At 69.7% G+C, this 25,565-nt stretch carries 19 protein-coding genes; 14 read left to right on the forward strand and 5 right to left on the reverse strand.

Translation table 11 applies throughout. The features are described 5' to 3' along the window. Positions 1-25: 25 nt before the first annotated feature. Positions 26-481: a GNAT family N-acetyltransferase gene (locus AB0J67_RS05370; protein WP_363476495.1), complete on the forward strand. Its 456-nt coding sequence runs from the start codon at positions 26-28 to the stop codon at positions 479-481. Between the two features lie 22 nt (positions 482-503). Here the strand turns inward: AB0J67_RS05370 and AB0J67_RS05375 are convergent, their stop codons facing one another. Then, the gene (locus tag AB0J67_RS05375) at positions 504-1,490 is read right to left on the reverse strand and encodes an NAD(P)-dependent alcohol dehydrogenase (protein ID WP_363476497.1); all 987 of its coding nucleotides are present in this window, start codon (positions 1,488-1,490) and stop codon (positions 504-506) included. A gap of 501 nt (positions 1,491-1,991) precedes the next feature. Further along, positions 1,992-2,288, reverse strand: a complete 297-nt coding sequence (locus AB0J67_RS05380; protein ID WP_363476499.1) for a hypothetical protein — start codon at positions 2,286-2,288, stop codon at positions 1,992-1,994. A 357-nt stretch (positions 2,289-2,645) separates the two neighbouring features. Here AB0J67_RS05380 and AB0J67_RS05385 point away from each other — a divergent pair, with 357 nt between their 5' ends. After that, complete coding sequence (locus AB0J67_RS05385; RefSeq protein WP_363476501.1) at positions 2,646-2,942, forward strand: hypothetical protein; 297 nt, start codon at positions 2,646-2,648, stop codon at positions 2,940-2,942. A 198-nt stretch (positions 2,943-3,140) separates the two neighbouring features. Next, on the forward strand, positions 3,141-3,863 hold the full coding sequence (locus AB0J67_RS05390) for a hypothetical protein (protein ID WP_363476503.1): 723 nt from the start codon (positions 3,141-3,143) through the stop codon (positions 3,861-3,863). Between the two features lie 53 nt (positions 3,864-3,916). Here the strand turns inward: AB0J67_RS05390 and AB0J67_RS05395 are convergent, their stop codons facing one another. Beyond that, positions 3,917-4,612 (reverse strand): TetR/AcrR family transcriptional regulator C-terminal domain-containing protein, encoded by a 696-nt coding sequence (locus AB0J67_RS05395; RefSeq protein WP_363476505.1) that lies wholly within the window; start codon positions 4,610-4,612, stop codon positions 3,917-3,919. 225 nt (positions 4,613-4,837) lie between these two features. Here AB0J67_RS05395 and AB0J67_RS05400 point away from each other — a divergent pair, with 225 nt between their 5' ends. From AB0J67_RS05400 to AB0J67_RS05410, 3 genes are all read left to right on the forward strand, one after another. Continuing rightward, entirely contained in the window at positions 4,838-5,503 is a 666-nt protein-coding gene (locus AB0J67_RS05400; RefSeq protein ID WP_363476507.1) for a hypothetical protein, read from the forward strand. 35 nt (positions 5,504-5,538) lie between these two features. Further along, entirely contained in the window at positions 5,539-5,964 is a 426-nt protein-coding gene (locus tag AB0J67_RS05405) for an MmcQ/YjbR family DNA-binding protein (RefSeq protein ID WP_363476509.1), read from the forward strand. Positions 5,965-6,048: 84 nt separating this feature from the next. Beyond that, positions 6,049-6,183 (forward strand): hypothetical protein, encoded by a 135-nt coding sequence (locus AB0J67_RS05410; protein ID WP_363476511.1) that lies wholly within the window; start codon positions 6,049-6,051, stop codon positions 6,181-6,183. Positions 6,184-6,204: 21 nt separating this feature from the next. Here the strand turns inward: AB0J67_RS05410 and AB0J67_RS05415 are convergent, their stop codons facing one another. After that, positions 6,205-7,416: an MFS transporter gene (locus tag AB0J67_RS05415; RefSeq protein WP_363476513.1), complete on the reverse strand. Its 1,212-nt coding sequence runs from the start codon at positions 7,414-7,416 to the stop codon at positions 6,205-6,207. Positions 7,417-7,475: 59 nt separating this feature from the next. Here AB0J67_RS05415 and AB0J67_RS05420 point away from each other — a divergent pair, with 59 nt between their 5' ends. The 7 genes from AB0J67_RS05420 (at position 7,476) to AB0J67_RS05450 (ending at position 23,729) form a co-directional block, all read left to right on the forward strand. Next, complete coding sequence (locus AB0J67_RS05420; RefSeq protein WP_363476515.1) at positions 7,476-8,468, forward strand: helix-turn-helix domain-containing protein; 993 nt, start codon at positions 7,476-7,478, stop codon at positions 8,466-8,468. 97 nt (positions 8,469-8,565) lie between these two features. Next, on the forward strand, positions 8,566-8,937 hold the full coding sequence (locus AB0J67_RS05425) for a hypothetical protein (protein ID WP_363476516.1): 372 nt from the start codon (positions 8,566-8,568) through the stop codon (positions 8,935-8,937). Between the two features lie 136 nt (positions 8,938-9,073). After that, positions 9,074-9,535 carry a ribosomal protein L7/L12 gene (locus AB0J67_RS05430; RefSeq protein WP_363476518.1) on the forward strand — a complete coding sequence of 154 codons (462 nt, stop codon included), beginning with the start codon at positions 9,074-9,076 and terminating at the stop codon, positions 9,533-9,535. A gap of 267 nt (positions 9,536-9,802) precedes the next feature. Then, on the forward strand, positions 9,803-10,294 hold the full coding sequence (locus tag AB0J67_RS05435) for a hypothetical protein (RefSeq protein WP_363476520.1): 492 nt from the start codon (positions 9,803-9,805) through the stop codon (positions 10,292-10,294). Between the two features lie 222 nt (positions 10,295-10,516). After that, on the forward strand, positions 10,517-22,618 hold the full coding sequence (locus AB0J67_RS05440) for a LamG-like jellyroll fold domain-containing protein (RefSeq protein WP_363476522.1): 12,102 nt from the start codon (positions 10,517-10,519) through the stop codon (positions 22,616-22,618). After that, positions 22,618-23,136: a hypothetical protein gene (locus AB0J67_RS05445; RefSeq protein ID WP_363476524.1), complete on the forward strand. Its 519-nt coding sequence runs from the start codon at positions 22,618-22,620 to the stop codon at positions 23,134-23,136. The genes AB0J67_RS05440 and AB0J67_RS05445 overlap by 1 nt, the downstream gene beginning before the upstream one ends. A gap of 464 nt (positions 23,137-23,600) precedes the next feature. Then, positions 23,601-23,729: a hypothetical protein gene (locus tag AB0J67_RS05450; RefSeq protein WP_363476526.1), complete on the forward strand. Its 129-nt coding sequence runs from the start codon at positions 23,601-23,603 to the stop codon at positions 23,727-23,729. 174 nt (positions 23,730-23,903) lie between these two features. On the opposite strand, the gene AB0J67_RS05455 is transcribed toward AB0J67_RS05450, so the two are convergent. After that, positions 23,904-24,197 (reverse strand): flavin reductase, encoded by a 294-nt coding sequence (locus AB0J67_RS05455; protein WP_363476528.1) that lies wholly within the window; start codon positions 24,195-24,197, stop codon positions 23,904-23,906. 199 nt (positions 24,198-24,396) lie between these two features. Between AB0J67_RS05455 and AB0J67_RS05460 the strand changes: the two genes are divergently transcribed. Further along, positions 24,397-25,410: a helix-turn-helix transcriptional regulator gene (locus tag AB0J67_RS05460; RefSeq protein ID WP_363476575.1), complete on the forward strand. Its 1,014-nt coding sequence runs from the start codon at positions 24,397-24,399 to the stop codon at positions 25,408-25,410. The last annotated feature ends 155 nt before the right edge of the window (positions 25,411-25,565 follow it).

Consider the following 25,565-nt stretch of genomic DNA (forward strand, 5'->3'; position numbering starts at 1 on the left):
TGACCGGCGCGTTAGCCTGGCGATCATGGCGGACTGGGAGATGCGCCCGGCTGCGGCGGCCGACGTCGAGGCGGTGGCCGAGCTGCGGGCCGTGGTGCTGCGGGCGGACCTGGAGCGGCTCGGCCGGTACGACGAGCACCGGGTGCGCCAGCGGCTGCGGGACGCGTTCGCGCCGGCGCACACCTGGGTGATCGAGGTGGGCGGCGCGTTCGCCGGCTGCGTGGCGCTGCGGCCCGCCGCGGACACCCGCTGGCTGGAGCACTTCTACCTCGCCCCGCACGCGCAGGGCGGCGGCATCGGCGCTGCCGTGCTGCGCGAGCTGCTGGAACGGTGCGACCGCGACGGCACGCCGGTCCGGCTGATCGTGCTGCAGGGCAGCCCGGCCCGGCGGCTTTACGAGCGGTGCGGGTTCACCGTCGAGACCGAGGACCCCGTGGACGTGGTCATGGTCCGCCGTCCGGCACCGGCCGGCCACAGCTGATCCGTCGGAGGGGGACGCCGGTTCACTCGACGGCGACGACCACCTTGCCCGGCGCGTGCCCCTCCTCGACGAACCGCATCGCCTCGGGCAGCTCCGCGAACGCGTACCGGCGGGCGACGACCGGCGTGACCTGCCCGCCGTCGAACAGGGGCACGAGGTCCGTGAGGCGCCGGGCGCTGTCCGGGCCGATCGGGACGTCGGTGATGGCCACGGACCGGCGGGCCAGCTTGCCCATCAGCGCGGCGGCGATCACGTGGTCGACGGGCCGGAACCACCGTCCCGCCCGGCCGCCGACGACGACGTAGGTGCCGCCGGGTCGCAGCACGTGCCGGGCGGACCACACGGGCGGGCTGCCCGCGATGTCCACCAGCGCGTCGAAGCCACGCGCGAGCCGGGTGAAGTCGTGCCCGGTGTAGTCGATGACCTCCGCCGCCCCGATCGACCGCACCAGTTCGGCGTTGCGGCCGCTGCACACGGCGGTCACCTGCGCGCCCGCGGCCCGGGCGAGCTGCACCGCGAACGTGCCCACCCCACCGGACGCGCCGTTGACGAGGACCCGCTGACCGGGCCCGACGGCGGCGTCGTCGCGCACGGCGACCAGTGCGGTCACCGCGGCCATCGGCACGGCCGCGGCCTGCTCGAACGAGAGGCTGCTCGGCTTGGCGACCAGGTTCTGCTCGGGGGCGCAGGCGTACTCGGCGAAGGCGCCGTGCTTGACGAGCGCGTAGACCTCGTCGCCGGGGCGGAAGCGGGTGACGCCGGGGCCGACCGCCTCGACCTCGCCCGCCAGGTCGCAGCCGAGGACCGGGTGCGCCGGCCGGTGCCCTAGCCCGCCGCCCATGAACCGGGCGACGACCGGCTCGCCGCGCATGTGGTGCCAGTCGTACGGGTTGATCGACGTGGCCCGGACCCGGACCAGCACCTCACCGGCGCCCGGCACGGGTTTGTCGACCTCGCTGAGCTGCAGGCTCTCCGGGGCACCGAAGGAGGGCAGCACGAATGCCTTCATCGAACACTCCTGACCTTACGTTGTAAGTCTTACGCTGTAAGGTAGCCTTACGCCGTAAGGCGGTCAAGGGTGAGGCTGGATGGCGTCAGTTTCCGAGATGGAAGCCGTCCGATCAGCAGTTCAGTCCGAACTCGAATGTGCCTGGTCCGTCGCGTCGACAGGAACAGGTGCGCTTGCAGTCGCGCTGGCGGACGTGTCTGGATCGGACTCGGGCTCGGCAGGGCCCACACCGGCTGGTCGATCGACCAGGTGTCGGGGTCGGCAGCCGCTCACGTGAAGCGCAAGGCCGGCGGAGAACGCGAGCGGTGGACGGGGAAGTGGCAGGGACCTCGGCGCAGGGGGCGCAGGTCGCGGCGGAGTCACGCGGTGGCGGCCCGACCCGTCGGGTGGGGCCGCCACCGCCGCGTGCGAGGAATCGGCTCCACGGCCGGGTCGGCCGCGACGGCCGTGCCGGGCCGCGGTGCGCGCAGTGGCGCCGTTCCGGTCGGTGGTTGCGGCGGATCAGCAGGTGGTGTGGCTGTGGAGCACCCAGCCCGTCCGGTTGGGGTGCTCCGCACCGTGGCCCCGGAGCCAGTTGCGGCCGTACACGTCGTTGTATCCCGCACCGTCGGCGCGGAAGCCGCGGCCGGGGCTGAGCGTGAACAGGTAGTTGGTCCCGCCGTAGCCGTCGATCGAGGCGTAGAAGGGGGCGTTCTCCTTCGTCATGCAGAGGGCGTCGGCGTGCGCCGGCGTGGCTGCGGTGGTCCCGGCCGCGACGGCTGCCAGCATGGCTGCGGCGGTTGCCAGTGTGCGCTTCAAATCTGCCTCCAAGGTTCGGTCGGCATGATCATAGAAGCGCGCCGGCCGTCACTCCATAGCCGAACGATCATCTGCGCCTCCGGCAACCGTGCCGCGCTGAGACCGGCGGCGATGGCCCCACTGCGGCACCGATACGGCCTGGTTTCAGGTCCGGGCAGGTCGGCTATGGCGATACCGGAGCGATGCCGGGTCGCTCGGTGCATGCCGGGCCAGAGCGGGAATCGGGGCGACGAGTCCGTCGGCGGGAGCCGGCTTGCCGTCGCGCATCGATCCTCGCTCGGGTTGTCGGATCCACGCGGCGTCCCGATACTCGTCAAGACCAAGATCGGAACCTTTGGGTCTCCCGGAAGGACAAGTGTGAAGCGCAGACTCCTCGGCACCATGACGGCCGCGGTCGTCATCCTCGCCGGCGCCACCGTGGCCGGCACACCGGCCACGGCCAGTGACGCGCCCGGCTTCGTGTGCAACCTGAACCAGAACACCTGGCTGCGTACCGATCCCCACGGGTTCGTGCTGCGCACCCTGTCGGCGGGACGCGGATTCCGCTGGCACGGCCAGGCCATCGACGACGGCTACAGCGTGTGGATCTACGGCCACGGCGCCGAGGCGCCCGGGCAGGACGGCTGGATCCCGGCCGTCAACGCCAACTGCTGACACGCTCCTCGTGGTGCCCGACCGGGCGAATGCCGGGTGAGGCACCTGCGTCGGCGTCCCGGCCTCGGCTTGTCCGTCAGTAGTCGGGCAAGCCCGGCGTTTGGTCGGGTGTGCCGGTCCGCGAGCACCGCGGACCGGCACACCCGACCGGACGGGGTGTTCCACCTGTGTCGGTGTCGAATCCCCGGGAGGCCGCTCGTGTCCTCGCATGGCCGGACGGGACGCAGTCTGCTCGTCAGCGCCGTCGTCGTCGTCATGGCGCTGATCGGACTCGTCGCCGATGTGCTGGGTATCCGTTCAGCGCTGTTCCCGCCGGGCCAGCCGGCCGCGCAGCAATCGTCGTATCCCGTTCACGAGCGGACCGAAGCCGCAGCCCGCCCCGATCCGACGGAGCACGATCCCGTCGAGGCGAGTCCGTCCGGGCGCCCGACCCCGCCGCCCGTGGTGGTCTCCGATGACGCACCGTCGTCGCAGCCCATCGTGGAACGGCAGCCGTCACCGAAGCCGCCGTCGTGCGTGGTCGGGACCTGGATCCTGGTCGGCCGCGTCTTCGACGATCCCGTGCCGGGCGAGGGCGTCGTGCGGATGAGCCTGGTCCAGGGAGGTGAGAGACGTCAGTTCCGGTCCGACGGCACCACCAGCGTCGAGGGCAACTTCGTCCTCGAGGGCCGGGCGCCGAACCATGACCTGCTCGCCCGCAACCCGGTCGGCACCGGCGGCGGACGTTATCGCGTCACCTCGTCGACGATCACCGAGACCGACTTCACCTCGACCGGCACGACCTACTTCTACCGCAACCACCAGCTGATGAGCCAGCAGCCCGGACCCGTCTTCGGTGACGGCTCCGCCGAGTACACCTGTACGCCGACCACCCTCACCGTCCGGGAGCGCAGCGGGGTGTCCGAGTACTCCCGACAATGAGCTCGACGCCTGCCGGTGGACCAACCGGCGTCGGCCGGGCCGCCGCGAACCGGTCAGCGGCGCCGGTCGAGGCCGTCGAGGAGCAGGTCGAGCCCGAACTCGAACTCGGCCTGGTCGTCGCACCAGCCGAGCGTGGCATCCGGGTCGTCGTGGACGACCTCGGCCAGCATGCCGACCAGGTGCGGGAGCCGGGCGGCCATCGCGACCATCACCGGATCGGGCTCGCCGGTGCTCGGGCCGCCACTCGGGGTGAACAGCTCCTGGCTGAACCCGAGCGCCCGGCTGCCGAACGCGTGCATGGCGTGGTGGCACAGGTCGTTGGAGAAGCCGCCGTCACGCATGATGCCGAGCAGGCCGTCGTAGTAGAGCAGCACCTCGGTGCTGGTCGTGGTCCGTGACGCGAACACCGCGGGCGCCCACGGGTGGCGCAGCATCACCTGCCGGGCGGTGAGGATGCGCTGCCGCGCGGCCTCCTTCCAGGCGGCGCCCCGCGTGGGCAGGGCGAGCCGGCCGACGGCCTGGTTGATCTCGGCGGTGATCGCGTCCACGACGCCGTCGAGCACCTGGTCCTTGTTGGCGACGTGGTGGTAGAGCGACATCGCCTCGGCGCCGAGCTCCTCGGCGAGCCGGCGCATCGTCACGGCCGCGATGCCGCCCTCGTCGGCGATCTTCACCGCCGCCCGCAGCACCCGGTCCCGACTCAGCGGTGTCCGCGACTCGGCACTCTTGCCTCGGGTAGCCAACGACATCAGACCCTTCACTCGCAGGTCATCGTACAAGGCCGGCTTCGTGTTCCGGGACGGCCGCCTTCGGCACCACGCTCGGCGGGCCTGCCCGCGCCGGCTGTCGCGGCACCGTCGCCCCGGCGGGCGCTGAGGCCCGCGACCTCGGAGGTGTCGCCTCAGGAGAGGGAAGTCGGTTGCCGCTGCGGTGGGTCCGGACGAGGATCGTCGGGTGCGAGTGCGGGTGGTGACGTGGTAGTTCCGCTGGACGAGCGGGAGTGGCCGGTGCGGATCAGCGTGGTCCGGCTCGGCGGGCACTCCTACCGGGTCGTGCGCGCGGCCAGGCCGCCGCGGTTCGCGGGCCTCTACGAAGGGCGGCTCGGCGCGCAGTTCTGCCTGGACAAGGACAGCGCCGTAACGTTCGCGATGGCGTGGGGCCTGGCGGCGCGCTCGCCGTACACCATCGTCTTCCTGCCGGTGCGGGCCGCGGCGGCGGCCGACGCCTGCGACTGGGGGCGGCCGCTCGACCTGGTGCTGCTGCACCACCGGCTGGCGTTCCCGCCCTCGCGGTGGAAGCAGGTGCGCGCCCGGCTGGGCGCCGGCACCCCGCACACCGTGCGCCTGCCGCGCGGGGCGTGGCCGCGGCGGCCGGTCGCGGACCACTGGCGGACCAGGCATCGGGAGTTCCGCGACCACCTGTGGTGGGAGATCGCCGCCGACACGCTGGTCGTCACGGGCAGCCGCGAGGCGTTCGAGCTGGCGGCCGAGCAGGTCCGCGAGCTGGCCGAGGACTGCCCCGCGCACCGCGTGCAGGCCCCGGACTCCCACTGCTGCGCCGAGATCGAGATGGGCGCGGCCCGCTCGTTCACCGGCCTGCGCCGCCCGTACGCGCAGCTGCACGTGCAGTACTGCCGCTGACCCCGGTGCACCCGGACCCGGCTTATGCTGGGCTGATGTCGGAGGATGCGAGGCCCGCCCGGGTCGAGGACGTGCACGAGCTGGCGGAGGCCATGCCGCACGTCACCGTGGAGTACGGCACCGGCGAGAACCCGGTCTACCAGGTGGGCGGCAAGTCGTTCGTCTTCTTCCGCAACCCGCGACCGGACGCCTTCGACCCGCAGACCGGCGAGCGGTACGACGACGTGATCGTCTTCTGGGTCGCGTCCGACGCCGACAAGCAGGCGATGGTGCAGGACGAGTCGTCGCCGTTCTTCACCACCCCGCACTTCAACGGCCATCCGTCGGTGCTGCTGCGCGGCAGCCGGATCGGTGAGTTGTCGCGGCAGGAGCTCGCCGAGGTGGTCCAGGACGCGTGGCTGTCGCGCGCGTCGGCTCGGCGCGCGACGACCTGGCTCAAGGAGCACGGCCGGCAGGGGTGAGGATTCCGGCTCGGGACCCAGGTGTGTCTTCCGGACAGGCCGTCGGGGATGGACGGCAGCGAGGCGGTGTGGCGATACTTTGCCATGTCGCGGATACGAGCCGAGTACGTCCCGCCGTGGAACCCCGACGGTGGATCCGCCTTCGACATCGTGTGCCTGGGCCTGATGCTGCTGGCGATCCTGGGCTGGGTCGCCTGGATGGTGATGCGCCGCAACTGAGCGACGCCGCGGCGGAGCGGGTCACGCACCGGCGGGCGCCGCCTGCGCGGCCGCGACCACGGGCGGCGGCGCCGGTCGGGCATGCCGCAGACTCCGCGTCAGCAGCAGCGTCACGACCAGCGACAGGAAGGCCAGCAGCGCCACCGCCCGGTGCGTCGGCAGCACGTCGGCGACCGCGCCGGCGAGCGCCGCGAAGACCGCCTGCCCCGTCATCATGCCGTTCTGCTGCAGGCCCAGCGCCTGACCGCGGGCCTCCACCGGTGCGCGGTCGATCAGCCACTCCTGCAGGGGCAGCGAGGCCGCGAAACCGACCGAGGCGACCAGGGCGAGCAGCATCGCCGGCGGGAGGTCCGGGTGCAGCAGGAAGGCCAGGTACGGCAGCGGCAGCAGCAGCCGCAGTGGGAGGACGGCCCGCCGGCGGGCGGCCGGCGACAGGAACCGCCCCACCACCACGTCACCGGCGAGCATGCCGAGCGCGCCGGCGGCGAACAGGAAACCGGCCCGGTCCCCGGCGTAGGGCAGGAACAGCGCCTCGCAGCCCACGACCAGCCCGCTGGGCAGCCACAGGTTGAGATAGAGCGCCCGGCACCCGCGGTCTGCCCACAGCTGCCGGTTGACCCGCATGGTCCGCGCCGTCGAGGCCCGCGCGTCCGCCCGGGCCGGTCGCTCCCGCAGCCCGAACCAGGTCATCGCCACCGCCACCGCCCGCAGCCCGGTCGCGATCAGGAACACCTGGTGCGGGGCGAGCCAGACCAGCAGCAGCCCGCCCGTCCCGAAACCGGCGATCTGCATGACGCCGACGCTGGCGTTCATCGTCGACCGGGCCAGCACGTACCCGCCGGGCGGCAGGATGTCGTTGAGCAGCGACCAGCGGGCGCCGCCGGTGATCGACCCGACGTACGCGACGAGCAGGATGACGGCGAACCGGGCGCCGATCGGCAGCCCCGGAACGGTCTGCACGGCCGTGCCGGCGAGCGCGACCAGGGCGGCGAGGGTCAGCGCCCGGCGCGGCGGCAGGCTGTCGGCGGCCGACAGCAGGGTCAGGCTGCCCAGCACGCCGGCCAGCGGCGCCCCGAACATGCTCAGCGCGGTCAGCGTCGCCGAACCGGTCACGGCGTAGGTCAGCGAGCCCAGGGCCAGCGCCGAGCTGGTGTGTGCGGCGATGCCGGCGCAGTTGGCCAGGAAGAGGTTGCGGAACTCGTGGACGGCGAACAGCTCCGAGTACGTTCTCACGTCCATGATCCTCGGGTCCGGCGGATTGGGCCCGTTAGAGTTACGGCTGGAGGCGAAACGTGGCTGTCTGGCAAGTGCCGGTGGATCTGCTCGCGCGCAGCCGGTTCGTCGTCTCGCCGCTGACGGACACGTTCGCCGCGCTGCGGGCCCTGCGCCGCCCGCACGGCCTGTGGCAGCACACCTGGCGGCGGCCGCACCTCGCCGCGTACCAGGACATGCTGGCCCGGCGACCGGTGGCACGGGCCCTGCTCGCGGCGGCCTTCGGTCCGCATTGGATCGCGGACTTCCTCACCCTGGCTCCCGCCACGGCAGCCCCCACGTTCGCCGAGGAGCTCGCGGCGATCAGCGCGTACACCGACGAGCAGATCCGCGCCGACCTGCGGGCGACCAAGCCCGAGCCGCTCGACGAGGTGCTGTCCGCCGGCGGGCTGGCGCAGGAGGCGGCGTACCTGCTGGACTGGGTCTGGACGCACGCGGTCGCGCCGGAGTGGCCGGCGCGGGAGCAGCGGCTGCGGGCCGACGTCGTGGCACGCACCGCCCGGCTCAGCGCCGAGGGCTGGGCGGGCGTCTTCCCGGACCTGGAAGGCAGCATGCAGTGGCTGGGCGAGGGCCTGCTCCAGATCAACGACCTCGCCGAGCCGGCGCTCGCGCTCGACCGGGCCGAGCAGCTGATCTTCGTCCCGGCGCACTGCGTCCGCGGCTGGGTGGTGTGGGACCGGCCCACCCGCTTCGGCATGGTCTACCCGGCCCGCGGCGTGCTGGCCGAAGCGACCGTGCCGGCACCGGGTGGGCTGGACCGGTTGATCGGGCCGAACCGGGCCGCGATCCTGCGCCGGCTGGGCACGCCGATGAGCACGTCGCACCTGGCCGCGCTCACCGGCCTGTCCCTGGGGTCGGTCAGCGATCATCTGCGGGTGCTGCTCGATGCGGGCGCGGTGGCCAAGCGGCGGTCCGGCCGCGAGGTGCTCTACTGGCGCACCTCACTGGGCGTCGCCCTGGCCGACGGGCCGGGCGATCCGCCGGCCACGGCTACGCCCGGCCGTTCGGGTTGACCCGGCCCGGTCAGGCGGTTCACCCCGCCGACGCGCACCGCGCGGTCACACGGTTCGGGGACAGCGCGCCGCCCACGTTGATCGCTACGGTGACGGGATGACGAACCCGTACCAGCACCCGCACGGCGCCTCGCACCTGCCCGTGCCTGCGCAGCACCTGATCGAGGTCGATCCGCTGACCGGCGCACCCCTGTCGGACAAGAGCAAGCTGGTCGCGGGTCTGCTGCAGCTGCTGCCCGGTTTCCTGCTGGGCCTGGGCGGCATCGGGCGTCTGTACGCGGGTCACACCGCGCTCGGGGTGGTCCAGCTGGCCGCCACTGTGGTCGGCTGGGCGTGTTTCTGGTGCGGGTTCCTCCTGTTCTTCCCGTTCCTGATCTACGGTGCCGTCTGGATGTGGTTCGTCATCGACGGGATCGTGCTCATGGCGGGGCGTCCGGTCGACGCCCAGGGCAGGCTCCTGCGCGGCTGAGCGACGGCCACCGCCTCGTCGGCTTGTGTTCGACGTGGCCCACCGCTGGGACTCCTGTCGTCACGCGTTGCGCCCGGCCGGACGGCAGCGGTGTCACGTCGGGCCGGGGCGGGCGGCCGCTCGCTAGCGTGGGCTCATGACCGGGTTTCTGATCACCGTCATCGTGCTGCTGCTGGTCGTCGTGGGCGTGCTGCTCGCCCGGCGGCGCCGACCCGACCCGACGGACCTGCTCGGGTCGGCGCTGGCCGAGCGGGCGGCCGAACACGCCCGCGCCGCCGCCGGGCCGCCGGACGCCGCGGCGCTGCGGCAGCAGGTGCTGCAGCACCTGGCCCAGCAGCAGAAGATCCTCGCGGTCAAGGCGTACCGCGACGCCACGGGCGCGCCGCTGGCCGAGGCCGTGCGGGCCGTCGAGCAGATCGCCGCCGGTGCCGCCGCCCCCGCGCCCCGGCAGCCCCTGTCGGTGCCGCTGCCACCGGATCTGTTGGCGACCGCCCGGCAGCTCACCCAGCAGGGCCGCAAGATCGAGGCGGTGAAGGTCGTCCGTCAGCGCACCGGCCTGACGCTGCGCGAGGCCAAGGACGTCGTCGATAGTCTCTGAACCCGGCCCCACCCGGACGCCCGCGCCGAGGCAGGCCACCGGCCGAGCATCGGCGGGTCGGGCGCGATGCCGCTATTGCCGCTCGCCCTGCTGGGTGCGGCGGTGCCGGCTACCTGCTGCGCCGGATGCGCTGGAGCGCCGACACGCCCGCATCATGGGGCTTCTCGCCGACTCAGGCTGTTGCCGATCGGCCGGGTTGAACTGTGCACCCGTCGCGACAGCCCTTGCGCTAGCCTGTCGCCGTTCTGATCGCGGACGGAAGGCGTCATGGCGTTGCGAAACCTGATGGACAGATGGTGGGTGGGCTGGGCGGCTGCCGTCGCGATGGTCGTCGGTTCCTATGCCTGGCTCTGGCTGCAGCCGGACCCTGTGGAGCCGCCGCGTTACCGGCAGTATCGACCTGAGGCCGTTTGCCTGCTGACCGGTGAAGCCGGAGTGCTGGACTCGCAGGTGGCACCGATCTGGGCCGGTATGCAGGAGGCGTCGCTTCGTCTGCGCGTGCGGGTCAGCCACGTCGCGATCAGCGGTCCGCAGACCGTCGACAACGGTGCGACGTTCGTGGCGGGCATGGCGCAGGGCCGCTGCGACCTGCTGCTCGCAGCGGGTGAGGTAGCGACACGTTCGGTCGCCCTCATGGCACCGAGGTTTCCCGAGCAGCGGTTCGCGGTGGTGGGCGGCTCGAAGTCAGACAATGTCACGGTGGTGGAGGGGACCGCCTCGGCGGCACGTGATCTCATGCTTGAAGGCTTCTCGTCCTAACACGCGACGCCCGTTCTGTCGCTGTGATCTTTGACATGCCGTACCGGCGCTGAAGTCCAATTTGCGACCTTGCTCGGTGATCACTCGCTCGCTCAGACTGCTGCGCAGCCTGTTGCCAGATGACGAGGAGACCGGGCGATGTCGGGTATCAGCGTGCGCGAAATCCGTCCGGTTCGGAAGCGCCGCGCCATTCGCCGTCTCGTCCCGGTGCTGGTGGCGGTGATGCTGCTCAACCTGGCGATGCCGGCCGGTGCGGTGCCTCCGGGCGGGGACTTCCCGCTGTCCTGGCTGTGGTCATGGATCCCCCGGGTGGCATGGGCCGACAGTTCGGTGCCTCGCGTTCCGGCCGACCATGGATCGGCGGGTCATGGCGCCCGTGTCGTCCCGACCGACGAGACCGACGCCAACGGTCTGTCGGACGGTCCGGCGCGGAAGAAGGTGCCGTTCAAACCGGTGCGGGTGGTGGGTCGACAGGGCGTCTTCGACGAGCGGACCAGCAAGCGGCTCGCCGCGGGTTCGGATCAGAAATCCCACCTGTACGAGAACGTCGACGGCAGCTTCACCCGCAAGCTCTTCTCCGACCCGGTCAACTACCGTGACGCCGACGGCGTGTGGAAGCCCATCGACCGCAGCCTCGTCCAGGGCGCGGGCGGCCGCTTCCGGCAGAAGGCCACCGACACCGATGTCACCCTGGCCGCCACCGCCGACGACCGCCAGCTGGTCACTGTTCGCGCCGACCGCAAGCACGCTCTGTCGTATGCGCTGGCAGGTGCCGCGAAGAGCGCCGGCGTGGCCGCGCAGAACGCGGTCACCTACCCGGAGGTGCTGCCCGGCGTCGACTTCAAGGTCGAGGTGACCGCCTCCGGCGCCAAGGACTCGCTGATCCTCAAGTCTGCCGCGCAGGCCCCCGAGTCGTTCCTGTTCCACCTGGACATGCAGGGTCTGTCCGCGTCGATCGATCCCAACGGTTCGGTCGTGCTGCGCGACGCCGGCGGAAAGTCGCGGATCACCATCCCCGCGGGCTTCATGCAGGACGCGAACTTCGACCGGGAGACCGGCGACTTCACCCGATCTGACGCGGTCACCTACGAGCTGGTCACGGTGGACGGCAAGCAGGCGCTGCGGGTGACGCCGGACGCGGCGTGGCTGCGCGACCCGTCCCGGGTCTACCCCGTGGTGCTCGACCCGTCGTCGTTCAACACCACCGGCGACACGTATGTGTACAACACCGATGACTCCGACCACTCGCCTGAGAACAACCTGCCCGTCGGCACCTTCGACAGCGGGACGCACGTGGCCCGCTCGCTGCTGCACTTCAGCGGCTTCTCCAGCTCGTACAGCGGCGCGACGCTGTCCCAGGCGTCACTGGCGCTGTTCCTGACCTGGACCTACGACTGCACGCCGCGAAAGTTCCACGTCAAGATGATCAACGGGACGTGGGACGCCGAGACGGTGCAGTGGCCCGGGCCGTCGCTCGGATCGAGCATCGGATCGCTGACCCCGGATCCTAAGATGGCCTGCTACAACGACACCGGCAACCGCTCGAACGGTGTGTGGGTCAACGTCCCGCTCTCCCACACGTCCCTGCAGGCCTGGCTGACGGGCACGGCCAACAACGGCCTGGCGCTCACCGCCGACTCGGAGACCACGAGCAACCAGTGGAAGCGGTTCACGTCCCGCAACTACGACAACTACAAGAAGGCGCCGTTCCTGCTGCTGACCTACACCGGTCCCGGCACGCCGCAGGTCGACGGCGCCTACCCGCCGTCCGGCTACGTCACGCCGACGCTGACGCCGGTGCTCATCGCCGAGGCGCACGACCCCGACCGCTCGGGCGGCCTGACCTACAACTTCGCCGTCTACGAGGGGTCGACCCTGGTCGCCCAGTCGGGTTACACCGCCGCGACCTCCTGGACGGTGCCGGCGGCCAAGCTGGTCCGGGGCAAGGACTACTCCTGGACGGTGACCGTCAACGACGGCACCTCGGTGAGCCCGCCGAAGTGGTACGCGCTGAGCACCCAGCCGCGCCAGCCGCTGATGACCTCGGTGCTGTCGCAGAACGGCGGGCGCGGGTTCGAGGCCTCGGCGGGCAACTACACCGCGTCGGCGACCGACGTGAAGGTGCCCACGGTCGGCCCGCCGCTGACCATCACCCGCTCCTACAACAGCCAGGACCCCCGCGGCAGCCACGCATTCGGGACGGGCTGGTCCAGCATGCTCGACGCCAAGGTCGTCGAACTGGACCGGGACGGCACCGGCCTGCCGCAGGCGATGTCGGTGACCTACCCGACCGGCCAGGAGTCGGTGTTCGCCAGGAACCCGGACGGCACCTTCGTCCCGCCGCAGGGCCGCTCCGGCGTGCTCAAGTGCGTCGACGGCGCGCAGGTGGTGATGGCCTGCCCGACGACCGCCGCCGGGATGGCCACTATGGCCGGCTATCGGCTGCTGGAGAAGGACGGCAACAGCTACACCTTCCTCTGGCCCACCGTCACGGGCACGTACCTCATCACCGAGATGGCGGACCTGGCCCAGCGCAAGTTGCTGTTCTGGTACAGCCCCGAGCACGAGCTCTACCAGATCCACGCGACCGGGTCGGACCGGAAGCTGCACCTGGAATGGACCGGCGGACGCGTCACGAAGATCTCCACCGACCCCGCCGACGATTGGGACTCGGCGTCCGAGTGGAACTACGAATATTCCGAGGACGGCGATCTGGAGAAGGTCTGCCTACCGCAGACGCAGTCGACACCGGAGTGCATCTCCTACGACTACACCACCAGCACCCTGTACCCGGCGGTGACGCGCAACCTCGCGCCGACGTCGAACTGGCGGCTGACGGAGACCACCGGCACCACGGCGGCCAACTCGGTGTTGGACCACGGCGGTGTCGCCGACGGCGCCTACGTCGACGTGGCTCTGGGCCAGGCGGGTCCGCTCGCCGGGTCGACGGCGACCGCCGCCGGGTTCAACGGCACCAGCTCGACGGTCACCCTGCCGGCGACGCTGGCCAACGAGTCCGGTTACCGGTCGGTCAGCGTGTGGTTCAAGACCACTGAGCGTGGCAAGGTGGTGCTGAGTCAGTCGGCCAAGCCGCTGGCCGACGGCCCGACCAACTGGGGCTACACCCCGCTGCTGTACGTCAACTCCAGCGGCAAGCTGTCCGGCCAGTTCCCGACCGCGCCCACCACGGGGCTGGTCGGCACCCTGCTCGGCGGGGGGTCGGGACTCTGCGTCGGCCCGGCGGGCGGCAGCATGGCTGACGGCGCCCTGGTCCAGCTGGTCGCCTGCACGGGTGCGGACAGTCAGAAATGGTCGTTGGACTCGTCCAGCCGGCTTACCGTGACCAGCGGCAGCACCACCAAGTGCCTGACGGTCGTCGGCGCCGGCACCGCGAACGGTGTCGACGTCCAGCTCAACGCGTGCAGCACCGGCACCAACCAGAAGTGGACGATGATGCCCGACGGGCGCGTCATCGGCACGGGCTCGTCGCGGTGCCTGGAGGCCACCGGCGCGGCGGTCGGCGCCGGCACCCAGCTGCAGATCTACAACTGCGCCAGCCCGATCGGCGGGCACCAGGCCTGGTTCGGCAGCGTGCACACTCCGATCGCGTCCAACGCCTCGGCGCCGGTGGTCGACGACGGCGCCTGGCACCACGCCGTGCTGGCCGCTGCCGGCAACACCCAGACCCTCTACGTCGACGGCGTCAACGCCGGCACGAAGTCCGGCCTGGTGGTCGGTGGTCGGCAGATGCACCAGAACATAGGGGCGGGCTTCCTCGGCATCGGCTGGCCCGGCCAGTCGGTCGGCACCACCGGCACCAACAAGGGCACGCCGGTGTTCTTCAACGGTTCGATCGCCGAGGTCGCGTACTTCGACAAGCCGCTGCGGATCGAGGACGTCAACGCCCTGCGCACCGCGCGAGCTGCCGCGTCCCGGCCGCTGGACGAGATCCGCCTGCCCTCTGGCAAGGTCGTGGCGCACGTCGACTACAACACCGCCGACGGTGTGGTATCGCAGGTGACCGACGAGAACGGCGGCACGTGGGGCATCAGCGCGCCGACGGTCGAGGGCTCCTACGAGGTGTACTCCAGCGCCGTGATGGGCGCGGGGCCGACCGACTACTGGCGCCTGGCAGATCTCGGTGACGTCGATGCGTTGAACGAGGTCAACGGCGGTATCGCCAGCTACGGCACCGGCGTCGTCCTCGCCGAGGCGCCCGGTCCGTTCGGCGAGTCGACCCGTGCCGCGAGGTTCGACGGCACCAGCGCCCACGTGGTCCTGCCGGCGGCACCCCAGGCGGGGCCGTACTCGATCAGCATGTGGTTCCGCGTGCCCGCCGGCTCAGCCGGCGGCACCCTGTTCGGCTACCAGGACCAGCCGCTGGGCACGGCCCCGGCACAGCGGACCCCGGCGCTGTACATCGGAACGGACGGCCGCCTGCGCGGCAGGCTCGGAGCCAGCGGCACTCCCATCGCGACCGCGCTCGCGGTCGAGAAGGACAAGTGGCACCACGTCGCCCTGGCCGGTGGCACCAACGCCCAGGCGATGTACCTCGACGGTCAGCTCGTCGGCACGCTGTCCGGCGCCATCGCCCCGAACGGCACCTACGCGTACCTCGGCGCGGGCAGCGCGCAGGGCTGGCCGTTCGGCCGCAACGACATCACGGGCTACTTCGCCGGCGACATCGCCGAGGTCGCGCTCTACCGGCGCCAGCTGGCTCCGGAACAGGTAGACGCGCAGTTCAAGGCGATGAACAAGGCGCAGGGCCGCGGGCTGGTCAAGAAGTACACCATCACCGATCCCTCGACGGAGCAGCCGCGTGAGCCGGAGCGGATGACCGTCTCCTACGGTCTGCCGTCGGGGATGAAGGTCGCCGAGACCAACGCGCTGGGCCAGGAGACCATCTACGGCGCCGACGCGTCCGGCCGGCTGCAGATCGTGGTCGACGCCAACGGCAACTACACCGAGGCCGTCCGCGACTCCCGCGGCAACGTGGTGGAGCAGATCTCCTGCACCGACCGCTCGGCGGTGCCGGCGAAGTGCTCGTCGGTGCACTACGCGTACCAGGTCAACGCGGCCAACGACATGGACCCGTGCAACGACAAGGTCATCCAGACCCGCGACGGCCGCTCGACCAGCCGGACCGACAACACCTACCGCACCGTCTACACGTACGACAGCCGGTGCAACCAGGTCAGCACCACCGACCCGCTCGGCCGCAAGACCACGACCGAGTTCAGCGACGGCAACAGCCTCGGCCCGGACGGGGGCATCACGCCTCCCGACCTGCCGATCAAGGTCGTGACGCCGTCGGGCGCCACCCAGCACATCGCGTACTACCACACGGGCGACGTGGCCAGTGTTACCGACCCGGCCGGCATGACCACCCGCTACGAGTACGACAACCTCGGGCGGGTCGTCAAGAAGACCACCGAGCTCGACAGCGGGCTCTCGCAGGTCGTCACCATGGAGTACGACAAGCAGTCCCGGCTGCGATACCAGACCTACTCGCCGATCACCAACCAGGTCACCGGCGCGGTCCACCAGGCCCGCTCGGTCACGGAGTACGACCTCGACGGCAACATCGTCCGGCAGGCCGTGGAAGACCTGCTCGGCGGCGACGCGACCCGCGCAACGGTCAACGAGTACGACGCCCATAACCGCAAGTGGCGGGTCACCGATCCGGCCGGCAACGTCGCCGAGATCAGCTACGACACGTTCGGCAACGTGGTGCGGGAGAAGCAGGCCGACGGCGTCATCGTCGAGTCGACCTACCACCTGTCCGGTCTGCTGTACCAGACGAAGATCAAGAACTGGGTCGGCGACCCGAACAACCCAAACCCGACGCCGGCCGACTTCATCGTCGCGTCGCGCAACTACGACGAGGGCGGCCGGCTGGCGACGGTCACCGACGCCAAGCAGTGGCAGACCCGCTACGAGTACTACGACAACAACCAGATCAGCCGCATCGTCCGCAGCGACGGCGCCGCGCAGAACCCGCGCGTCTACGTCGTCGAGGAGAACAAGTACGACGGCGCGGGCAACCTCATCGAACGCATCAGCGACAACGGCGAGACGAAGACGGCATTCGACGTCGACGCGGCGTCGCGCACGTACCGCACCGTGCTCGACCCCGACGGACTCAAGCGCATCACCGAGACGTCGTTCGACGCGGACAACCGGCCCTACGCCAGCACCGCCAAGAACGCCGCCGGCGCCGTCCTCGCCTACGGCGAGACCGCCTACGACCCGCTGAACCGGGTCCTGTCGCAGACCACCTACAACGGTACCCTCGGCACCGCCACGGGCCGGATCGCCACCGGGCACTGGCGCCTCGACGCGGCGACCGGCGGGCTGACCGCCGACGACGCGGGCAACAACCCGGGCACCGCCAGCAGCGGCGTCACCTTCATCCCGGCCGGGGAGTACACCGTCGGCGAGGCCGAGTTCGACGGCACCGGCACGATCACCGGCCGGACGTCGACCGTCGACACCTCCCGCAGCTTCACCATCGCGACGGTGGTCAAGCTCGACGCGAGCGTCGACTCACCCGTCATGATCGCCAGCCAGGACGGCACCGACGTCAGCGGCTTCACCCTCGGCTTCAACCGGGCCACCGGCCTGTGGCAGTTCAGCATGCCCCGCGACGGCAGGCCAGGCGCGCCCGTCGAGTCGGTGTCATCGAACCAGGACGCGCTGCACACGCTCTGGGTCCACGTGGCCGCCGTATACGACGCCGCGACGAGCAAGATGAAGATCTACGTCGACGGCGTGAAGGTCGGCGAGACCAACCGCACCGCCAAGCCGTGGCACGCCCCCGGCCGCTTCATCATCGGCGGCGGCAAGGCCGGCCGGGAGATGAACAACATGGCCGACCTCGTCGGCCGCGACAGCTCCGGCGCGCTCCAGGTCTACCCGAACAACGGTTCGTGGCCGAGCATGGCGCTGGGCACGGCCAAGCAGCTCGGCACCGGGTTCACGGCCATGAACTGGATCGACGCCGCCGACGTCACCGGCGACGGCAAGCCCGACATCCTCGCCCGGGAGACCGCCACCGGCATCCTGTGGCTCTACCCGAACACGTCCAGCGGCAGCACCGTCTCCCTCGGCACCCGCCGCTCGCTCGGCAACGGCTGGGGCGCGATGACCTGGCTGGGCCTGGGCGACTACGACAGCGACGGCCGCAAGGACCTGTTCACCCGTGACTCCGCCGGCCTGCTCTGGGTACGCCGCCACACCGGGCACAGCGCGCCCGGCGGGTTCGGCGGCTTCGGCACCCAGATCCAGGTCGGCTCCGGCTGGAACATCATGAACTGGATCGGGATCGGCGATCTCAACAGCGACGGCCGCGACGACCTCATCGGCCGCAAGACCTCCGAGGGCTACCTCTACTACTACCTGCACACCGGCGGCACCGGCACCAGCACGTACGGCATCGCCACCCACTCCGGCTCCGGCTGGGGCAGCTACGACCTGAGCCTGGGCGACCTCAACGGCGACGGCCGCATCGACATCGCCGGCCGCAACTCCAGCGATCAGCTCTTCATCTACCCCAACACCGGCGGTACCGGCACCACCATGTTCGGCGCCCGCTCGCAGCTGGGCACGACTACCTGGGCGAACATCCCGCTGTACTTCACCGCAAACATCGACGGCGACCCCTCCGGGCGCTTCCTCGGCCAGATCGCCGACGTGCAGGTCTACCAGAGCGCCCTCAGCGACGCCGACATCGCCACGCTCGACTCCAGTGCGTACGGCACCGAGCTGACCACGGGCGGGTCGATCAGCCGGGTCTCCTACACGGTCACCCGGGGCGGCCTGGTCACGTCCAAGATCGACCCGCTGGGCAACGTCACCGACTACGCCTACGACGAGGCCGGCCGGGCGGTGCGCACGACCAGCCCGCAGATCACCTCCGAGGTGTACGGCTCCAGCGCGGTGCAGGCCCGCGCCATCACCGAGGTCGGCTACGACAACTTCGGCGGCGCCCAGGACACCCGCGACGCGCACGGTCGGATCACCACGACCGAGTTCGACGCGCTGGGCCGGGTCACGGCGACGATCATGCCGGACTACACACCGCCGGGCTCCTCCGCTGTGTACGACGGCAAGACCTCGCGGACCTACGACGCCGCCGGCCGGACAAAGACCGAGACCGATGCCAACGGCAAGACGACGACCTACCACTACGACCAGCTCGGGCGCGTGTCCAAGGTCGTCAACCACCTGAACCACACGACGACCTTCGCCTACGACGAGCTGGGCAAGCAGATCTCGACGACCGACCCCACCGGGGCGACCGTCACCGCGACCCACGGCTTCCTGGGCCGCATCTGCTCCACGACCCAGCACGTCACGACGCCTGCGCCAGCGCAGTACACGACCACCTACCGGTACAACGTCGATGAAGACACCTGCCAGGACGCGCCGGACTATGGGGACAGCGGTCGCCAGACGAAGACCATCACGCCTGGCAACGTCTCCACCCGCTCGGTCTACAACAAGGTCGGCGAGGTCACCCGCACCTACGACGCGGCGAACAAGTACACCGATTTCCAGTACGACGCGCTCGGCCGGCAGGTCGTCGTCAAGCAGTTCGACAACAGCCGCACCGAGGCCGTGTACGACCTCGGCGGCCGGATGACGAAGGTCCGGGAGTTCGACGCCGCCGGCGTCGAGCAGCCCACCGGCTCCACGAGGTACGACCGGGCAGGTCAGGTCCTCGGCGTCACCGACGCCCGCCAGCACGAGACCACGTTCACCTACGATGCCACCGGCCTGCTCGTCGAGCAGCGCCAGCCGCTGTCGGCCACCGACAGCATCACCAGCACGTTCGGGTACGACCTGACCGGCCGCCGGACCAGGTTCACCGACGGCCGCGGCATCGCCTACTGGACCACGTACAACTCCTGGGGCCTGCCCGAGTCCACGATCGAGCCCGCGACGACCGCGCACAGCGCCGAGTCGCAGCGCACCTTCACCACCGTCTACGACAAAGCCGGCCGTCCGGCACGCCAGCTGTCGCCGGGCGGCGTCAGCATCGACTACACCTACGACGACCTCGGCAACCTCACCGAGCAGTCCGGCACGGCGCCCGACGCGACTACCGTCGACAAGACGTTCACCTACGACCAGCTCGGCCGGATGCGGTCGTTCTCCGGCCCCGGTGGCGACACGGACCTCACCTACGACGAGCGCGGCCTGCTGCTCACCATCCGGGGCCCGTCCGGCGACAACGACTTCGCCTGGAACGCCGACGGCCAGATGACGTCACGCACCGACGCCGCCGGCACGACGAGCTTCACCTACGACACCGCGGGCCGGCTCGACACGGCCACCAACACCGCGGCCAACCTCAGCCTGAACTACGACTACAACGACCTGTCGGCGGTCAGCCGCATCACCTACGGCGGCGGCAACTACCGCACCTACACCTACGACAACCGCCACCGGATCGACGTCGACGAACTTAAGACCGCCACCAACACGTCGGTCGCAAAGATCGATTACGACTTCGACGCCAACGGAAACATCGTCGGCAAGGGCACCTTCGGCTTCGGCGCGAATGCCGCCAACGTCTACGCCTACGACTGGGCCGACCGCCTCACCTCGTGGACGACCACGTCGGGCACCACCCAGTACGGGTACGACAAGTCCGGCAACCGGGTGCAGGCCGGTACGCGGACCTTCACCTACGACCAGCGCAACCGGCTGCTGACCTCCGGGTCCACCACGTATGCCTACACGCCGCGCGGCACCATGGCGACGGTCACCGAAGGCACCGTCGCCACGCAGACCGTGTCCGACGCGTTCAACCAGGTCGTCTCCCAGGGCTCCGGCGTCGGCGCCCAGACCTACCAGTACGACGCCCTCGGGCGAGCCGTGCGACCCGGCCACAGCTACTCCGGCCTGGACAACGACCTCGCCGCCGACGACCCGACGCCGGCCAACGGCACCGTCGACCGCGTCAGCTACGTCCGCGGTCCCGGGGGCAGCCTGCTGGGCGTCCAGAGCGGCACGACCGGCCGCTACGCCTGGACCGACAAGCACACCGACGTCGTCGCCCAGTTCGACGGCGACGACACCAGCCTGCCCAACATCGCGGTGTACGACCCGCTCGGCAAGCCGCTGGTGACCTCGACGCTGGTGGGCCGCCTCGGCTACCAGTCGGAGTGGACCGACAGCAACACCGGCCGGGTCAACATGGCCGCACGCTGGTACAACACCGACACCGGCCAGTTCGACTCCCGTGACACCGTGTCGCTGAGTCCCGACGGGAACTCCGGCAACGCCAACCGGTACGCGTACGGCAACGCCAACCCGCTCATCGCGACCGACCCGACCGGGCACTGGCCGATGTTCGACGAGACCTCCGACCCGACGCTCGTCAAGAAGTACGCGAAGCAGAACAACAAGGCCAAGAACGACTACTACAAGAGCGAGAACAAGAAGAAGATCGCGCGGGCCAGGCTGATCGAGCAGTACTTCAAGTACGAGCTCAAGTCCTGCAACAAGGTCGCCAACGGCAGCAAGATCTACGCCCAGATGGGCTGCGACGCGCAAGCACGGCCCACGTGCCCGCCGTCGAACCACTACCAGTCGGTTCTGGAGTGGTGCACCAAGGTCGTCATCACCAACGACCAGTGCATCATCAACGGTCAGCCGATCAAGAAGACCGACCTGCAGTCCATCGGCGCGGAGTGCATGGACATCGCCCGCCGCATGGACCAGACCGGCGGCAAGTACGTCGGGTACGAGACCGGTGAGAAGACCGACGTCATCACCGCGGGCGAGTTCGGCGAGATCATCAACCAGGCGGCCACGGAAGGCGCCGAACGCGAGAAGAAGCGCAAAGAAGCCGAGTGTGAAGCCGACTTCTGGTGCAGCATCTCCGGAATCGTGGAGACCGTCGTCTCGGTGGCAGTGGGTGTCGCGGTCTACGCGGGATGTATGGCGGTAGCCACCGGCGGGGCAGCGGTGACTGCGGGCACCAGCGCAGTTGCCGGGCTTGTCGGCTGTGGCGCGATCGCCGGGGCGGCCGGTGGATTCATCGGGTCGCTCGCCGGAAGTGTCGCTGAAGGCGGCTGGCAGGCGCTCGGCCAGGGCGAGACCTGGAACGCGGCTGGCGTCGCCGGGTTGACCGGGCTCATCGGCGGAGCAGCGGGAGGAGCCCTAGGCGGCCTAGCGGGCGGTGCCATCGGCAAGGCGGGTGGCAGCCTGTTCAACCGCATCCTCGGCGGTGCGGCGAAGGGCGCGGTCGCCGGCGCGACCGAAGGCGCGGTCAGCGGCGCGGCGAGCTGGGGCGTCAACTGCATGTTCGCCGACGGCGACTGCTCGATGAACGCGCTCAACAACTCCGTGATGAACGGTGCCATGTCGGGCGCCATTGCTGGCGGCATTGGCGGTGGGGCGTTCGGTGGCCTGAGCGGCTCACCCAAGGCGTGCCACAGCTTCGACCCCTCCACGAAGGTGCTGACTGCTGGTGGAGCGGCCGTAGCGATCTCATCTGTCAAGGTCGGGGACAAAGTTGTGGCAACCGATCCAGAAACCGGTGACACAACTTCGCAGCTGGTGACGGCGGTACACGTCAATCAGGATATTGACCTTACCGATGTCACTGTCAGCAACGTCGCTGCCGGCGGGGTGTCCAAGACGGAACAATCTGGAACGGGCAAGGGCGGTCGTAGTACCCGCGGTCCGACGGAATCCACGCTGCACACGACCTGGCACCACCCGTTCTGGGACACCAGCTCGGATTCGTGGGTCGATGCGGCTGAGCTTATTCCGGGTAAGTCGACTCTCGTTGGTCCGGATGGTGAAGTTCACTACGTTCGAGCTGTCCGAAACTACGTCGCCGTTAAGGAGATGCGCGACCTCACTGTCGCTCATATCCACACGTACTATGTGCTGGCGGGAACTGCTCCGGTTCTGGTGCACAACTGCAATGGCGGGCTCGACAAGAAGGGCAACGCCTGCGAGTGTCCCAGTCCTAAGCCGATTAACTGGGCACGCAACAGTCGCCCGACTTGGGGGCACCTTTGGGACGATCACGGTGCTAAACTCACGGATGCCAGGATGGCTGATCGGGCGGTAAATAAGAACGGGCAGCAAGGTCGGTGGGACGATGATGAAGTCGCGGCGGCGTTCCTGAAGAGTCAATACGATCCGAATGCTGGAGTTAGAGAAGTTCCCCTTCCGGCCGGAGTGACGGGAACCGTTTTCTTGCCCGGGAGGGGAACCGTTCCGGCGACACACGCACGACTGATTCCCGGACGCAACGGGCCATATAAGACGGGATTCCCCATCGTTCTCGGAGACGAATAATGAGCTTCGAAGTGTCGCTACGGGGGCCAACGAACGCTCCCAGCCTCGCCGAAGGTCCGTCTGCTGCCGACTACGACTCGGTGGTCATGGATGCTTGCGTAATCCTGGCCTCGACCGATTGCGCCTTCAGAGTTGGCGGGTTTGGTTCGGCTGGGTGGCCGGTGGATGTTGGATGCGATCTTTCCACCTTCGTGGAGCAGCTGCCTGAAGCCATCGACGCCATAAGAGATCGCCGTAATGCGGAGATCGATTTTTATGGTCAAGGGATAGAAAGAACTTTGCTGTTCGAGGTTGAAGACCCCCTAGTGCGAATAAAATGTCTTACGCGAACATCGTGGAAGCCGGACCCGGAGATCGAGGTTGTTGCGCGAGACAAGATTATCCTCATGTTGATGGATGTAAGTAGTGAATTTGCAAGCGCTCTAAAAACCATCTGGCCTGATGTGGATTCGGTCCGACCGATTTGCGAAATGCTGATTTCGGGGCGATGGGATCCGTCTTTCTTGTCGGAAGGTTAGATTCGGATGGACTTGGGATGATCTTGGGGTCGATCTGAAATCGAGATGAGTTGTCTACGCCATGGTTAGACCGCGCCTGAGGATGGTGCGGCCTGCAACACCCACGTCAACACCGCCCCGGTCCAGCGCGACCGTGTCGACCGCGTCGGCGCGCTGCTGCCCAAGCAGGCGTAGCAGACCCGGTCGGCCAGTCCCGGATCCAAGGTCACCGCTTCTACGACTGGGCCTGGGTCACCGTCCTCGACGAGGGCGATGGCTGCCGCAGCCTGCTCGTGCGCCGAGGCGGTGACGGTCTGCTTGCCTAATACCGGTGCTGGAGCGCGGTGCCCGTGCCGCTGCTACGCCTGGTCACCGTCGTCGGCAGCAGGTGCTCTGTCGAGGAGGCGTTCCTACCGCGAAGGGGAGGTCGGCCTCGATCAGTACCAGTGCAGAGGATGGCCTGGCACCGGTTCACGCTCCTGGCGATGATCGCCCTAGCGGTGCTGACCGTCGTCGCCATCACCGAACAGGCAGCCAGCAGCCGCGCCGACATGATCGATCTGACCCTCGCCGAGACCAGACGACTGATCAACCGTGACCGGGCGAAGGCTTGACCGCCGACGGAATCGTCGTGGCCTTCTGCGGAGAAGGGCGGGCTGCGCCCTTTGGGCGCGGTTGCGTCGGCGCGCGGATCGGCGTGCCGTGGTTGTCGTGCAGCGCAGCACTCGGCAGTGCGGGCGCGGCGACACCCGTGGCCAGGTCGCACGGGAGACGTCGGCGGTCACTGGTCACTTCGCCGGGCAGGGCCGTGCGTGCCCGGCAGGCGCGCTCTGCCATCCCACTCCTGCGGGGAGTTCACAACGCCAGCCGAGGAACCTGCGGTGCAGCACCCCGGACGCGACTACGGGCATGGCCTGGCACGCCTCGATGAAGAACCCGGACAGGTGCAGCATCATCGACACGTACGCGCCGTGGTACTCGGTGACGAGCTGCCGCTTGCGGGTCATGCACGGCCACGGCAGCCCGCACGCCGCGCAGATCCAGTCGGGGCGGATCGGCACGTGCATCGACATGGCTCGCATCCCCCTGCGGTCGTCGGTTAGGGTGGGGAAGACCAGGCCATGGGAGGTGTCGGAGGGTGCGATCCCCGACTCCTGGTCTTCCCCGTGGCACCAGCCAGGTCCGGACATCTCAAGCGCGTTCCCGCTGGGCCGAATCCAGGATCAGCGGAGAGGAACCGGCGTGGAACCAGATCCGGGTCTTCCACCGTCTATAGACGACATCAACCAGTCGTCGAGATTGCGTGCGGCACGTGAAGCAGCGGGCTACAGCCTCGCCCGGATGGCGGCGCTGACCCACTTCAGCAAGCCTTACCTCGGGCTGGTCGAGACCGGCCGCCGCACGGTCACCGTGGAGGTGATCGAGCGCTACGAGCAGGTCCTCGGCGTCACGATCGGCACCGCCCTGGACCCGGTGCGGATCACCCACGAATGGCTGATCGCCGACACGTCCGCCGCTGCGCACCTGCGCGCCGGGCGGCACATCGGCACCAGCCTGGTCGAAGCGCTGAAAACGCGGGTCGTGGCGCTGCGGCACCTCGACGACACGGTCAGCAGTAGCCGCTTGCTGCCCGTGATCACCAAGGAACTGGACGCGGCCACCGCGCTTGCCCGCGACGCCGCCTACGGTGACGCCGTCGGCCGCAGGCTGTTCACGGCGGTGGGGGAGCTGGCTCAGCTGGCCGGCTGGGTCGCCAGCGACGCCGGGCAATATCTCAAGGCCAAACAGCTCTACCTGTCCGGCGTCAGCGCCGCTGAGGTCACCGGGGATCGGGTGCTCGGCGCGCAGCTGCTGTCGTGTCTGAGCTACCAGATCGCCAACGTCGGCCGCCGCGACGACGCGCTGCTGATCGCCCGCTCCGCCGTCAAAGGCGCGACCGGGGCGACGCCGATAGTGCGGGCGCTGCTGCTGGAACGCTATTCCTGGGCCGCCGCCCGGCTGCGCGACGCCGACACCACCCGCGGTGCCCTCGACGCCGTAGACGACGCCTACGAGCAGCGCTCCGCCGACATCCGCGAACCCGAGTGGGTCTACTGGCTCAACCGTGCCGAGGCCGACGTCATGGCCGCCCGCTGCGCCATCGAACTCGGCACACCTGCCCAGGCCGAACCGCTGCTCACCCGCGCCCAGACCGCCGCTGAGCGCGCCGACTCCGCCCGCCTGCAACGCCGCGTCACCCCGTCGCCAACCTCATCGACCGCCGCACCGCCTGACGGCAACCCGTTGCCGCGCTGATCTTCTTGACCGACAATCCATGATGGATTAGCGGTCGTCACCGGCGAAGTGCGCTCACGTTGCCGTCACCACAGGGATCGCGCTCACGGGGCGGCAGTCACGAACGAAGCGCAGCGACCCGGCTCGGCTCGACGCCCGCGTTCACGCAGCGGTAG

Source organism: Catellatospora sp. NPDC049609 (assembly GCF_040675365.1).
Lineage (GTDB): Bacteria > Actinomycetota > Actinomycetes > Mycobacteriales > Micromonosporaceae > Catellatospora.